Below are 13,264 nucleotides of genomic sequence, written 5' to 3'. Positions count from 1 at the left end.
ACCCCCGCGTCCGTCAGCCGCCGCCACCAGATGCCGAGCACCAGCATCGGGCAGAACGTGGCGGCGGAGAGGGTGAAGCCGACCACCACCAGCGCCACCGATTCCCGCGGGGTGCTGGCCGCGGTCAGGGCGAGCGCCGCCAGCAGCACCACGGTCACGGCGGCGCGGAAGGAACGCGCGCCGGCCGGCGGCACGCACGACGACACCGCGCCCCCGACGGCCACCAGCACGCCCACCATGGTCGCGAGGAGCGCCGCGAACGCCCCGGCGGCCAGCACCCCGGTGAGCACCTCTCCGGCGGCCCCTGGCAACATCCTGGCGGGCAGCAGGAGCACGATCTCGTCCGCCGCCGCGTCACGCGCGTGCCGGTGCCCCAGCACCCCGTACAACGGCGGCACGACGCTGAACACCGCCAGCATCACCTGGGCCGCCACGATCGACCGCCTGGCCCCGCGGGCGTCCCTGTTGGTGTAGACGCGGACGATCACGTGCGGCAGCCCCATCGTGCCCAGCGCGCACGCCAGCAGCACGGCCAGCACCCCGGGCAGCGACGGGTCACCCGCCCCCGCCAGCCCGGCGACCCCGGCCCGGTAGGAGCCCTCGAACAGGGTGACCGGCCGCGCGCCCGACATCCACCAGCAGATGACCCCGACGCCCAGGAAGACGACCAGCTTCAGCCAGAACTGCGAAGCCTGCAGGCTCGTCACGCTCCCCAGGCCGCCCGCGACCGCCACGCCCAGCGTCGCCGCCCCGACGGCCGCCCATCCCAGCCACGGCGGCAGCCCGGTCAGCAGCCGCACCACGATCCCGGCGGCGTGCAGCTGGGCGACCATCAACGCCAGCCCGATGACCAGGAGGAAACAGGTGGTGAACGGGCGCAGCCGGGCCGAGCGGAGCCGCCACCCGGCGAAGTCGGGCAACGTGTACGTTCCCGAGCGCCGCAGTGGCGCCACGACCAGAGCCAGGATGACGACGAACCCGGCGGCGGCCCCGACCGGGTACCACAACATCGGCCCGCCGTGAGTGGCGATGAGCCCTGCGGTGCCGAGACAGGCCGCGGCGGAGGTGACCTCGGAGGAGATCGCGGCGCCGTTCCACCAGGGCGGCACCTCCCTGGCCGCCACGTGGAAGTCGGCGAGGCCGCTGGAGCGCCGAGGCCGCGCGGCGCCCACCATCACACCCAGCACGACGACGAAGGCGATCCCGGTGAGCACCGCGACGGTCATTTCTCCAGCCGCTCCGCCCGCCTCAGCTGCACCACGGCCAGCCCCACCCAGGCAGCCTGGGCGGCCAGCGAGAGCGCCACCCAGGCCTCGGGGGCGGGCACCCACATGGCGATGACGGGCACGCCGGCCAGCACTCCGGCGACGGCGGCCACCGTCAGCATGGCCTGCCGTAACTGGCGCCGCACGATGGCCGGCACGTCGGGCGGGACCTGCCTGCCATGCACATCGACGCGCCGCCGGCCGCGCCCGAGGGCGACCGGCCGGCGCGACACGACGACACGGCGCTCCGCCGTCACGGGACCACTCCTCCGCCGACCGTCACGAGATCACGCCCCTGTGCTGGCGTACGAGCTGTTCGCGGACCTGGCGGCTGTGCCGCCTGCTGACCTGCAACGTCTCGGTGCCGACGGTGAGCGACACCCGCCCGCCCTCGAACCTGAGCTCGCTGACGTGCTTGGCCGACACCAGCGTGCTGCGGTGGATGCGGATGAACCCGGCCTCCGACCAGCGCCGTTCCAGCGCGGCCAGCGACATGCGCACCAGATAACTGCCGTCGACGGTGTGCAGGCGCACGTAGTCGCCCTTGGCCTCGGCGAACCGGACGGCCTGCTGGGGCACGAAGCGGGTGCGCCCGCCCAGCTCGACCGGGATCACGTCGTCCTGGCCCGGTTCGGGGGCGGGCGAGGTGGCGGCCTCCAGCCTGCGCACCGCCTCGGCCAGCCGCTCGGCCCTGACCGGCTTCAGCATGTAGTCGACCGCCTCCAGCTCGAACGCCTGCACCGCGCACTCCTCGTGGGCCGTCACGAAGACCAGCCGGGGCGGGCTGGGGAAGCCGCCGACGAGCCGGGCGAGATCGAGCCCGTCGAGCCCGGGCATCCGGATGTCGAGGAAGACGCCGTCGAGCCGCTCGCCCGCGCCGATCATCTGCACCATGTCCTGCAGCGCCGTGACGCCGTCGGCCGCGGTCGCGACCTGCTCGATCCGGTCGTCCTGGCGCAACAAGTAGGCGAGCTCCTCCAGAGCCGGCACTTCGTCGTCGACGGCCAGAACTCTCAGCATGTCCACCACGCTGCCGTAGAAAAGCAGAGGCCACAAGGGGCAAGCCAGCTTAGCGTAATGAATTGACTACTATAAGCCAAGTTGTGTCTTCGGTACGCGCAACCGCACCTTGGTGCCGGCGCCCAGCGCGGTCTCCACGACGAGCCCATAGCCGTCGCCGTAGATCTGGCGCATCCTGAGGTCCACGTTCGCCAGCCCGATGCCGCCGCCCTCGCGGGCGGGTTCGTCGTCGAGCATGCGCCGCGCGCACTCGGGATCCATCCCCGCGCCGTCGTCCTCGACGGTGATGTGCGCCTCGGGGCCCGCGTCGCGCACCACGACCCGCACCTCCCCCGGGGCACCCCCGTCGCCGCGCATGCCGTGCTTGATGGCGTTCTCGACCAGCGGCTGCAGGCACAGGAACGGCACGGGCACCGGCAGCACCTCCGGCGCCACCTGCACGGTGAAGCGCAGCTTGTCGCCGAAGCGGGCGCGCTCCAGCAGCAGGTAACGGTCGACACAGGTCAGCTCGTCGGCGAGGGTGGTGAAGTCGTTGGCCCTGCGCAGGGCGTAGCGGGCGAAGTCGGCGAAGTCGAGCAGGAGCTCGCGGGCGCGCCTGGGGTTCGTACGGACGAACGAGGCGATCGTCGTGAGCGCGTTGTAGATGAAGTGCGGCGAGATCTGGGCGCGCAGCGCGCGCATCTCGGCCTCCAGCGCGCGCTGCCGCGAGGCGTCCAGGTCGGCCAGTTCCAGCTGGCCGGAGACCCAGCGGCCGACCTCGGTGACGGTACGCACGAGCGCGGCGCTGACCTCGTCGTCGTGGGCCGCCAGTGTGCCCACGACCGCGCCGTCCACGGTCAGCGGCACCACCACCGCCGCGTACGGCTCGCCGGGGAACACCTGGGCCCGCCCGGCGGCCAGCGTGGCGCGGGCGTGGGTGAGCACGTCGCCGCCGCGTGGACCGTCCACAGCCGGGCCGTCCCAGGCCAGCACCGCCTCGGCCGAGGTGATCGCGACGGCGTGGGTGCCGAGCAGCGTGCGCAGGTGCCGGACGGCCTTGCGGGCGGAGTCGCGGCTGAGCCCCGCGCGCAGGGCGGGGGCGGCCAGCGCGGCGATGTGCAACGTGGTGAACGTCGCCTCGTCCGACCTGCGGCCCTGCGGCAGCGCGGCGCGGCACGACCGCGTCCTGGCCAGCCCGTAACCGGTGACGAAGGCCAGCAGGAGCAGCGCCACGCCAGTCAGCATGCGGGCCACCGTAGCCAACAACGCACCGTGTCCGGGCCGAAACCCGCAGTGATACCGCGCTGCCGCTACGGCGGGCCCTCGCCGGGTTCTTCCTGGTAGGAGTAGCGCTGTTCGCGCCAGGGGTCGGCGAGGTTGTGGTAGCCGCGCTCCTCCCAGAAGCCCCGGCGGTCTTCGAGGAGATATTCGATGCCGCGCACCCATTTGACGCTCTTCCACGCGTAGAGGTGGGGCACCACGATCCGCAGCGGGTGGCCGCGGTCAGGGCTGAGCGGTTTCTCGTCGAGCTCCATGGCGAACAGCGTGCCGGGGGCGGTGAAGTCGGACATCCGCAGGTTGGCGCTGTAGCCGTATTCGGCCCAGATCATCACGTGGCGCACGCCGGGATCGGGCGGGGAGGCGCCGATGATGGTGGCGGGGGCGACGCCGCGCCACTCGTTGGCCATGAGCGAGAACTTGGTGACGCAGTGGAAGTCGGCGAGCCGGGTCGTGCGGGGCAGCCGCTCGAACTCCTCCCAGGTGTAACAGTGCTCCTCACCGGTGGCGGTGGCCCCGAACACGCGGAAGTCCCAGCTCTCGGGCTTGAACGTGGGGACCCTGCCGTAGTGGATCACAGGTCTGCCGCGCGGGACGTACTGGCCTGGAGGCAGGCGCGACTCCTCCACGATCACTCCCCTCACCGGTCTCGCGTCTTGGGCCATCCTGCCATCGGGCCGCCGATGGCTCGCGGGCGGGTGCGGTGCGCTACGATTGGGCTCTATGCGCACAGCGTTCTGGTTTTGGTATGGCGACGGACCCGAGTCCGTTCGCCATCTGACGCTGCGCTAGCAGACAGGCGAACGAAAGGCCCCGGGTCCACGTGGACCCGGGGCCTTTCGTGTTTTCATGCAGAAGGAGAAGCAGATGGTGATCGTGATGGGCCCGGAGGCCACACCGGACGATCTCACGTCGATCGTGTCGGTCGTCCAGGCGGCCGGGGTCGAGGCTTTCATCAGCAAGGGTGTGCGCCGCACCATCGTCGGCCTGGTCGGCGACGTCACCCAGCTCGACGCGGCCGGCCTGCGCGGCATGCCGGGGGTGCGCGACGTGATGCGCGTGACCACGCCGTACAAGCTGGTCAGCAGGGAGAACCATCCGGAACGCTCCACGGTCCACGTGGGCGGCGTGCCGATCGGCCCCGACACCGTGACGCTGATCGCGGGGCCGTGCGCGGTGGAGACGCACCAGCAGACGCTGGACGCGGCCAGGATGGCGCAGTCGGCGGGCGCGGTGCTGCTCCGTGGCGGGGCGTTCAAGCCGCGCACGTCGCCGTACGCGTTCCAGGGGCTGGGCGAGGCGGGGCTGCGGATCCTGGCCGACGTGCGCGAGGAGACCGGGTTGCCGATCGTGACGGAGGTCGTGGACGCCCAGGACGTCGAGCTGGTGGCGTCGTACGCCGACATGCTGCAGGTCGGCACCCGTAACGCGCAGAACTTCGCGCTGCTGCGGGCGGTCGGCGCGGCCGGGCGGCCGGTGATGCTCAAGCGCGGCATGAACGCCACGATCGAGGAGTGGCTGATGGCCGCCGAGTACATCGCACAGCGCGGCAACCTGGACATCGTGCTGTGCGAGCGGGGCATCAGGACGTTCGAGACGGCGACGCGCAACACGCTCGACGTCTCGGCGGTCCCGGTGGCGCAGCGGCTGTCGCACCTGCCCGTGATCATCGACCCGTCGCACTCCGGCGGCCGGCGCGACCTGGTGCTGCCGCTGACCCGCGCGGCCATCGCGGTGGGCGCCGACGGCGTGATCATCGACGTGCACCCGCAGCCCGAGCAGGCGCTCTGCGACGGCCCGCAGGCGCTCGTCGACGCCGACCTGGGTGATCTGGCCCAGGTCATGACGGACTTCCCCGCGCTGCTCGGCAAGTCGACCGCGGCCGCGGTCGCCGCCTGATCTGACCTTCCGTCACCACCTGCCACAAGCCTTCCGGGGACGGCCGGCCGAGCCACGAGCCGGCCGGTCGTACTCATGGGTAACGTGAAGACGAAACCCCATGTGCCGGATCCTGGCACGGCGGCACGATGAGCGCATGACGAAGCGCCTTCAGCCCACGCAGACCAGCGCGTTCTACGCCCAGGCGGTCCTGTCGTTCGCCGTCTCGATCGCCTCGGTGACGATCGCCCTGATCTATCTGCCCGCCGCGGGGTGGATCAGGGCCTTCCTCGCCCTCGGCCTGCTCTATGTCGTCACCTCGACGCTCACGCTGGCCAAGGTCGTGCGCGACCGTCAGGAACTCGCGGAGGTCACCAACCGTGTCGACCAGGCCAGGCTCGACAAGCTGCTGGCCGACCACGACCCGTTCAAGGCCGACGCCTGACCTGCGCGCTAGAGCGTGTACTCCTGGATCGAGTCGGCCAGTTGCACGCACAGCTCCTCGGCGTCGAGCCGCTTCTCGATCTGCTTCAGGTCGTCGATCTTGGCCCGCGTCTCGGCGCGCTTGGGCGCCAGCAGGGAGCAGCAGTCCTCGTCGGGCAGCTCCGAGATCTCCAGCGTGCCGATGCGCCGGGCCTCGGCCATGATCTCGGTTTTGTCCCAGCCCACCAGCGGCCGCAGGATCGGCAGCTCGACCGCGTTGTCCTGAGCCGTGATGTTGGTCAGGGTCTGCGATGAGACCTGCCCGAGCGCGTCACCGGTGATCAGCGCGGCGGCGCGGATGCGGTGGGCGACCTCTTCGGCCGTCTTGAGCATGAGCCGCCGCTGCGCGATCACGGCCAGGCGGTCCTGGCCGGAGGTGCGGATCGACTGCTGCGCCTTGCCGAACGGCACCACCCACAGCCGCGAGCCGCCCTGGAACCTGTCGAGCTTCCTCACCAGCGCGTACGCCTTGTAGATCGACTCGGAGGTGGTGAACGGGATGCCGGAGAAGTGCAGGAAGTCGACGTGCAGGCCGCGCCGCATCATCCGGTAGGCCGCCACCGGCGAGTCGATGCCGCCCGACATCAGCACGAGCGCACGCCCGCTGCTGCCGACCGGCAGGCCGCCCTGGCCGGGGATGCCGCCGGTGAAGACGAACACCTCGTCCCTGTCGACCTCGATGAACACCGTCAGCTCGGGGTTGTTCAGATCGACCGGCAAGCCGTACTCGTCGTTGATCGCGCCGCCCACCAGGCGGTCGAGCTCGTTGGAGCGCAGCGGGAAACGTTTGTCGCGCCGGCGCGAGCGGACCGCGAAGCGGGCGCCGCGCTTGGCCTCCTCGCTCTCCCCGACGAGCTCGAGACCGGCCTTCAGCACCGTGTCAGGGTCTTTCGCGACCCGCCAGGCCCGATGGATCCACACCAGCCCCGGCACGTCGGCGACCCGCTCGGCCACGGCGCCGGCCTGCTCGGCGGTGGCGCCCTGGGGGAGGAAGATCGCGATCACGCCGTGCCGCCTGCGCACGTCGACCTTGATCCCGAGCGGCTGGAGCGCGTCGCGGATGTTGCCGATCAGGCGGCGCTCGAACAGCTCGCGGTTCTTGCCCTTGAGGACGATCTCGCCCAGCTTGAGCAGCACGCACGGCTCGCCCAGGGCAGACATCGTCATGGTGGAACCTCCGGGAAATGGGGGAAGGCGTGTTGGTGCCAACGTCGCGCCCCACCGAGTTTAGTCCGCGTCGAGGCCCCGCTCGATCGCATATCTCACCAGCTCCACCCTATTGTGCAGCTGAAGCTTGCCGAGGGTGTTCTGGACGTGGTTCTGCACGGTGCGGTGCGAGAGCACCAGCCGCTCGGCGATCTGTTTGTACGACAGCCCCTTGGCGACCAGGCGGAGCACCTGCGTCTCGCGCTCGGTGAGCCGCGGGCCCTCGGCGGGCGCGGGCTGCGCGGCCAGCCGCCGGTATTCGCCCAGCAGGAGCCCGGCCAGTCCGGGGGTGAAGACGGCGTCGCCCTCGGCCGTCCTGCGTACGGCGTCGAGGAACTCCTCTCGGCTCGCCGATTTCACCAGATATCCGGACGCGCCCGCCTTGATGGCCTCCAGCACGTCGTCCTGCTCGGCGCTGGCCGACAACACCAGCACGCGCGGCGGCGGCTCCAGCCCGGACAACCCGGCGGCCACCTCGTGGCCCGGCAGGTCGGGCAGCCGCAGATCGAGCACCACGAGGTCGGGCAGGACCGCGCCGGCCACCCTGACCGCCTGCCGCCCCTCCCCCACGGTGGCCACGACGTCGTAGCCGGCCTCGGCCAGATCTCTCGATATTCCGTCACGCCACATGGGATGGTCGTCCACCACCATGACCCGCACCATGCCCGCAACTCTAACGCCGGCCGCGCCCCGCACTCCGGCCGCGGCGGAGCGGGGCCGGGGTCGCAGGAAACAGCGTCGGAGGGCCGGGTCACGTGGGAAGGCTGATCTCGACTTCGGTGCCCTGCCCGGGAACGCTGACGATCGAGACGTCACCGCCCAGGTCGGCCACCCGGCCGCGGATGGAGCGGGCGACCCCCATGCGCCCCTCGGCCAGCGCCTCGTCCAGCCGCCCTTCCGGGATGCCGGGCCCGTCGTCCCGCACGCTGACCGTCACCGTGCCCTCGCCCGGCTCCGCCAGCACCCAGGCGCGCGCCGACGGCCCGCAGTGCGCCCTGACGTTGTCCAGGGCCGCCCCGACGGCGGCCACCGCCTGCTCGGCCACCGGCGCGGGCAGGACCAGCGGCGTGGCCGGGGTGGAGACCGTCACCTGGGACGAGGCGTGCCGCAGCAGGAGGGTGCGCAGGTCGGCGGAGCCCGGGGCGCCGCTCTCGCCGGGGCGGTCGGCGACGAGGCGGCGTAAGGCGGACTCCTGCTCACCGGCGAGGCGGCCCAGCTCGGCCGCCTCGCCGCCGAGCCGTTGCCCGCGCCGGTGCACAAGGGCGAGCACCTGCAGGACCGAGTCGTGGATGTCGCGGGCCAGGCGGTCGCGCTCGCGCTGGGCGGCCTCCATCTCGGCGGCGCGCTGCATGCGCTCCTCGGCCTCCTTGGCGAGCCGTGCCACGTGCCCGACCACGACGCCCGACAGGAAGAGCAGGACCGCGCCGTTGATCAGGATGGGCACGTCGGGGGCGCGCACGCGCAACCACAGGTCGCCCGCCGCCATGGCGACCGCCGCCACCGCTCCCGCGCGCCTGCCGCCGTGCACCGCCCAGGCGAGTACGGGCCCGGCCACCCAGGTCGCGGGGACGGGCGTCGTGCCCGCCTCGCCATGTTCGGCGCCCTGGACGTACGGCGAGGCCAGCAGGCAGGCCAGCACCACGAGCAGGTCGATCACGAGCAACGGCCACCGGCGCAGCGCGGCGGCGGAGTAGGCGAGCGTCGCCCCCGCGGTCCAGAGCACCATCACGCCGATCACCAGCCAGCCGAGGACCGGCTGCTCGTAGCCGCGGTGCTGGGCCATCAGCACGATCGCGTAGACCAGAGACGCGACGCGGAAGACGGCGATCGCCCGCCAGAACGGCCCCTCGATAGCCATGAGCCTTTCTCATGTTCCCGACACAAGGAGTTGACAGATAGTTGCAATATCCATGCGAAAGGGACATTCCCGATGGCAGAATCCGGGGACTCCTAATGCAAGGAAACGCGATAGATGACCTCCGTTGTGAATCATTTCACCTATGGGCCGCTCACGCCGCTGCTGGCCTACGTGATGTCGTGCATCGGGTCAATGCTCGGCCTGCGCCTCACCGCGCAGGCCCACGCCTCGCGCGGGGGTTCCAGGGTGCGGTGGCTGCTCGGCGCGGCCATCTCCATCGGCGGCACGGGCATCTGGGTGATGCACTTCATCGGCATGATGGGCTTCCAGGTGGAGGGCACCCCGATCAAGTACGACGTGTGGCTGACCGCGGCCTCCGCGGCCGTCGCCATCATCGTCGTGGGCACCGGCCTGTTCCTCGTCTCCTACGGCCGCGGCCGCCTCCTGGCGCTGCTCGGCGGCGGCCTGCTCACGGGGCTCGGGGTGGCCTCCATGCACTACCTGGGCATGTACGCGATGAACATGTCCGCCCAGGTCTCCTACGACCGCGTCACCGTGGCGATCTCCGTGGCCATCGCCGTGGTGGCCGCGACGGTGGCGCTGTGGTTCACCCTGCGGGTCAGGAAGCCCATCTGGATCACCGGCGCCGCCCTGGTCATGGGCGTGGCCGTGTCCGGCATGCACTACACCGGCATGTACGCGATGCACGTCACGGTCGACTCCCAGCCCAGCGTGATCACCGGCGCCGACGCGCTCGACTTCCTCGTGCCCCTCATGACCGTGATCAGCCTGATCACTCTGACCATGCTCCTCATGGTGATCCTCTCGCCGTCGGAGGAGGAACTGCACGAGGACGCGGAGCTCCTCGCCAAGCTGGAGCTGCGCCGGCGCACCGCGCAGCAACAGCAGCAGCTCGCCTACCCTTCGCCCGGTGTCACGCCGGCGCCGATGCCGCTGGCGGCCCCCACCCCGCAGACGCCCTACTTCCAGGGGTCCCACCCTCAGATGCCTCCGGGGCCCTATCCTCAGGCGCCCGCCCCGCAGGCGGATCCTTCCCCCATGCCGGCGCCCGGCGGCCAGGCCCAGGCTCCGCGCCGGCAATCGTCACGCAGGCAGCCGTCGCGCTCGCGCAGAAGGTAGTTGCGCGGCCGGCGATCACCCGCCCATACTCCCTTATCCGTACGCGAGGGATGGGTGAGCATGTCGCCGGTCGATCATTTCTCTTCCGGGCTCGTGACGCCCGTCGCCGCCTATGTCATCTCCAGCGTCGGGTCGATGCTGGGCCTGCTCCTGACCTCGCGGGCCCGCGTGGTCGGCGGGCGCGCCGGCGCCTTCTGGCTCGTGGGAGCGGCCTTCGCCATCGGCGGCACGGGCATCTGGACGATGCACTTCATCGCCATGCTCGGCTTCTCCGTTCCCGGCATGACCATCCGCTACGACGTGCCGCTCACGGTCGCCTCCGCGCTCATCGCGGTCGTGGTCGTGGGGGTGGGGCTGTTCCTCACCTCGTACGGCGGTGATCGCCTGGCCTCCCTGCTCGGCGGCGGTCTGCTGACCGGAGCAGGCGTGGCGAGCATGCACTATCTCGGCATGGCGGCGATGAACATGTCAGCACATGTCTCCTATGATCCGGCGATCGTCTCAGTCTCGGTGCTGATCGCGGTCGCGGCGGCCACGGTGGCGTTGTGGTTCACCGTACGAGTCAGCGGCGCGCTCAAGATCGGCGCGGCGGCGCTCGTCATGGGCGTGGCGGTCGCGGGCATGCACTACACCGGGATGTACTCCATGTCGGTGACACCGCACCACGGGCCGGTCGCCGTCCCCGGCGCCCAGGCCGTCGACTTCCTGCTGCCGCTGATCGTCGGCACCAGCGTGATCACCGTGGGCCTGCTGCTCGCCGCCCTGCTGTCGCCGTCGGAGAAGGAGCTGCGCAACGAGGCCGCGTACCGGGAACGGCTGCGCGCGCACGACGAGGGCGCGCCGGAGGTGGATCTCTTCGGCACGCCCCGCCGATGATCTATGTCATGGGTACGGCCTGCGTCGCATAGGTGGGCCGCCAACTCGCTGCGGCGCAAGCCGTACCCCTTAGGGGGTTGTAGCGGTAAACCCCGCTGACGTAGAAGCTACGGCCGCCCGCTTGCAGCCCGCTTACAGTCAGCCGAAGAACACCTCCGCCTCGGCGTAGCGCGAGACGGGCACGGTCTTCAGCTCGGCCGTGGCCTCGTCGAGCCCGACGCGGACGATGTCGGTGCCGCGCAGCGCGACCATCTTGCCGTAGTCGCCCTCGTGGGCCGCGTCGATGGCCTGCAGCCCGAAGCGGGTGGCCAGCACCCGGTCGTAGGCCGTCGGGGTGCCACCGCGCTGGATGTGGCCGAGCACCGTCGTGCGGGCCTCCTTGCCGGTGCGCTTCTCGATCTCCTTGGCCAGCACCTCGCCGATGCCGCCCAGCCGGACGTGGCCGAACGCGTCGAGCTCGCCCGCCTGCAGCTCCATCTGGCCCTCGACGGGGTGGGCGCCCTCGGCGACGACGATGATCGGCGAGTAGCGGGTGCGGAACCGGGACTCGACATATTCGCAGACCCGGTCGATGTCGAACGGCTTCTCCGGGATGAGGATGACGTTCGCGCCGCCGGCCATGCCCGCGTGCAGGGCGATCCAGCCGGCGTGCCGGCCCATGACCTCGCAGATGAGCGCCCTGTGGTGGGACTCGGCGGTGGTGTGCAGGCGGTCGATGGCCTCCGTCGCGATGTTGACGGCGGTGTCGAAGCCGAAGGTGTAGTCGGTGCCCGACAGGTCGTTGTCGATCGTCTTGGGCACGCCCACGACCTTGACGTCACGGTCGTAGAGTTGCTTGGCGACGCCCAGGGTGTCCTCGCCGCCGATGGCGATCAGCGCGTCGACGCCGGTCGAGGCGAGGTTGTCCTTGATCCGGTCGACGCCGCCCTCGATCTTGATCGGGTTGGTGCGCGAGGAGCCGAGAATGGTCCCTCCGCGCGGCAGGATGCCGCGGACGGCCTGGATGTCGAGCGGCATCGTGTCGCCTTCGAGCGGGCCGCGCCAGCCGTCACGGAAGCCGACGAACTCGTGGCCGTACACGCTCACCCCCTTGCGGACCACTGCCCGGATCACGGCGTTCAGGCCGGGGCAGTCGCCGCCCCCGGTGAGCACTCCAATACGCATGGCGGGTTCCTCCCGATGGGGTTCACGTCCAGAATCGCATGGTCAGAATTACATGTTCAGACCGTGTTCAGACCGCATTCTGCCCGTACGCGCGGGCAGTGGTCTAGACCAAACGCCAGGTCCACGGACCCAATCTGACGGACACCTTACGTGATCAGCACGCAGGCCGGGCTCTCCACCTCGTACGCCTGCCCGGTCGGCTCGGGGATGCCGTCCTTCAGCGCGAAGACGTTCACGGTGCCGGAGCGCTGGTTGGCGACGTACATGCGGTCGCCGTCGATGGCGAAATGCCGCGGCCAGTCGCCGCCCGAAGACACCTCGGCCACCACCGACAGGTCGTCCCGCAACACCGAGATCGTGTTGGGGCCGCGGTTGGCGACGTAGACCAGGCCGCCGGCGAGCTCCAGATGCGAGGGGGCGTTCTCTCCCGGCTGCCCGGAGGCGGGCACGACCGTGCGCCGCTCGCCCTCGACCAGAGTGACGGTGCCGCCGAGCTCTCCCGCGACGTACAGGTGTGAGCCCGTGAAGGCGAAGTGGCGCGGACCGGTGCCCGGTCCCATCGTGATCGGCGCCAGCGGCGTGCCGTCGGGGCGGTAGCGGCGGATCTCGTCGGTGCCGAGGTCGGAGACGTGCAGAAGGCCGTCGTGGAAGACGGCCTCGTGGGCGTGCGGGCCCGCCTGGCGATCCGGGTCGGGGCCTGAGCCCTCGTGCCGCAGGACGATCGGCTCGCCCTCGAACGCGCCCCCGGAGTCAAGGTGGTAGACGACGGCGGTGCCGTCGCCGTAGTTGGCCGCCGCCAGGAGCGTGCCCGTGGGATCCACGGCGACGTGGCAGGGGCTGTCGCCCTCGCTCGGCTGTTCGTCGAGCGGGCTGAGCCCCTCCTCCCCCACGGTGTACGCGGTGAGCCAGCCACGTTCGAGCTCTCCCACCGCGTACAACACCGGCAGGGTGGGATGGGCGGCCAGGAACGACGCGGCCGCCACCCGGGTCAGGTCGCCGCCGACCGTCACGATGCCCGGGCCGTATCCGCCGATGTACAGGTGCTTCACAGCGGGAATCCTCCTGTGATTGACTATGGCAATGAGTTCGTTGCCAGAAGCAAGGGTTTCTGAAGTAA

At 71.0% G+C, this 13,264-nt stretch carries 14 protein-coding genes; 4 read left to right on the top strand and 10 right to left on the bottom strand.

Features of this window, described 5'->3' with window-relative positions:
* From E1294_RS31380 to E1294_RS31360, 5 genes are all read right to left on the bottom strand, one after another.
* Positions 1-1,226, bottom strand: a 1,226-nt coding sequence (locus E1294_RS31380) for a sodium:solute symporter family transporter (RefSeq protein ID WP_132514416.1), incomplete at its 3' end; no start/stop codon positions are given.
* Positions 1,223-1,522 carry a hypothetical protein gene (locus tag E1294_RS31375; protein ID WP_132514414.1) on the bottom strand — a complete coding sequence of 100 codons (300 nt, stop codon included), beginning with the start codon at positions 1,520-1,522 and terminating at the stop codon, positions 1,223-1,225. The genes E1294_RS31380 and E1294_RS31375, both read right to left, overlap by 4 nt.
* Positions 1,523-1,544: 22 nt before the next feature.
* Complete coding sequence (locus E1294_RS31370) at positions 1,545-2,285, bottom strand: LytR/AlgR family response regulator transcription factor (protein ID WP_132514412.1); 741 nt, start codon at positions 2,283-2,285, stop codon at positions 1,545-1,547.
* A 69-nt stretch (positions 2,286-2,354) separates the two neighbouring features.
* Positions 2,355-3,509 carry a sensor histidine kinase gene (locus E1294_RS31365; protein ID WP_132514410.1) on the bottom strand — a complete coding sequence of 385 codons (1,155 nt, stop codon included), beginning with the start codon at positions 3,507-3,509 and terminating at the stop codon, positions 2,355-2,357.
* A 65-nt stretch (positions 3,510-3,574) separates the two neighbouring features.
* Positions 3,575-4,171 (bottom strand): molybdopterin-dependent oxidoreductase, encoded by a 597-nt coding sequence (locus tag E1294_RS31360; RefSeq protein ID WP_246083414.1) that lies wholly within the window; start codon positions 4,169-4,171, stop codon positions 3,575-3,577.
* Positions 4,172-4,409: 238 nt separating this feature from the next.
* Between E1294_RS31360 and aroF the strand changes: the two genes are divergently transcribed.
* Together aroF and E1294_RS31350 are read left to right on the top strand one after the other, a co-directional pair.
* Positions 4,410-5,441: a 3-deoxy-7-phosphoheptulonate synthase gene (gene aroF / locus E1294_RS31355; protein WP_132514420.1), complete on the top strand. Its 1,032-nt coding sequence runs from the start codon at positions 4,410-4,412 to the stop codon at positions 5,439-5,441.
* Between the two features lie 136 nt (positions 5,442-5,577).
* Positions 5,578-5,865: a YiaA/YiaB family inner membrane protein gene (locus tag E1294_RS31350; protein ID WP_132514406.1), complete on the top strand. Its 288-nt coding sequence runs from the start codon at positions 5,578-5,580 to the stop codon at positions 5,863-5,865.
* Positions 5,866-5,873: 8 nt separating this feature from the next.
* Here E1294_RS31350 and thiI read toward each other — a convergent pair whose 3' ends face one another.
* The 3 genes from thiI to macS form a co-directional block, all read right to left on the bottom strand.
* Entirely contained in the window at positions 5,874-7,070 is a 1,197-nt protein-coding gene (gene thiI, locus E1294_RS31345; protein ID WP_132514404.1) for a tRNA uracil 4-sulfurtransferase ThiI, read from the bottom strand.
* A 60-nt stretch (positions 7,071-7,130) separates the two neighbouring features.
* A complete protein-coding gene (locus tag E1294_RS31340) occupies positions 7,131-7,772 on the bottom strand; it encodes a response regulator (RefSeq protein WP_132514402.1) in 642 nt (213 codons plus the stop codon).
* 88 nt (positions 7,773-7,860) lie between these two features.
* Positions 7,861-8,967, bottom strand: a complete 1,107-nt coding sequence (gene macS / locus E1294_RS31335; protein ID WP_132514400.1) for a MacS family sensor histidine kinase — start codon at positions 8,965-8,967, stop codon at positions 7,861-7,863.
* Between the two features lie 114 nt (positions 8,968-9,081).
* Here macS and E1294_RS31330 point away from each other — a divergent pair, with 114 nt between their 5' ends.
* Positions 9,082-10,107, top strand: coding sequence for an MHYT domain-containing protein (locus tag E1294_RS31330; RefSeq protein ID WP_246083413.1), 1,026 nt, complete (start codon positions 9,082-9,084; stop codon positions 10,105-10,107).
* A 60-nt stretch (positions 10,108-10,167) separates the two neighbouring features.
* A complete protein-coding gene (locus E1294_RS31325) occupies positions 10,168-10,983 on the top strand; it encodes an MHYT domain-containing protein (RefSeq protein WP_132514398.1) in 816 nt (271 codons plus the stop codon).
* Between the two features lie 138 nt (positions 10,984-11,121).
* Here E1294_RS31325 and E1294_RS31320 read toward each other — a convergent pair whose 3' ends face one another.
* Together E1294_RS31320 and E1294_RS31315 are read right to left on the bottom strand one after the other, a co-directional pair.
* Positions 11,122-12,147: a 6-phosphofructokinase gene (locus tag E1294_RS31320; RefSeq protein ID WP_132514396.1), complete on the bottom strand. Its 1,026-nt coding sequence runs from the start codon at positions 12,145-12,147 to the stop codon at positions 11,122-11,124.
* Positions 12,148-12,293: 146 nt separating this feature from the next.
* Positions 12,294-13,196, bottom strand: coding sequence for a lactonase family protein (locus E1294_RS31315; RefSeq protein WP_165977576.1), 903 nt, complete (start codon positions 13,194-13,196; stop codon positions 12,294-12,296).
* Positions 13,197-13,264 lie beyond the last annotated feature (68 nt).

The organism is Nonomuraea diastatica, from assembly GCF_004349015.1.
GTDB classification, from domain to species: domain Bacteria; phylum Actinomycetota; class Actinomycetes; order Streptosporangiales; family Streptosporangiaceae; genus Nonomuraea; species Nonomuraea diastatica.
The sequence above is the reverse complement of the archived record's forward strand: the minus strand, read 5'-3'. Positions and strand labels throughout refer to the sequence as shown.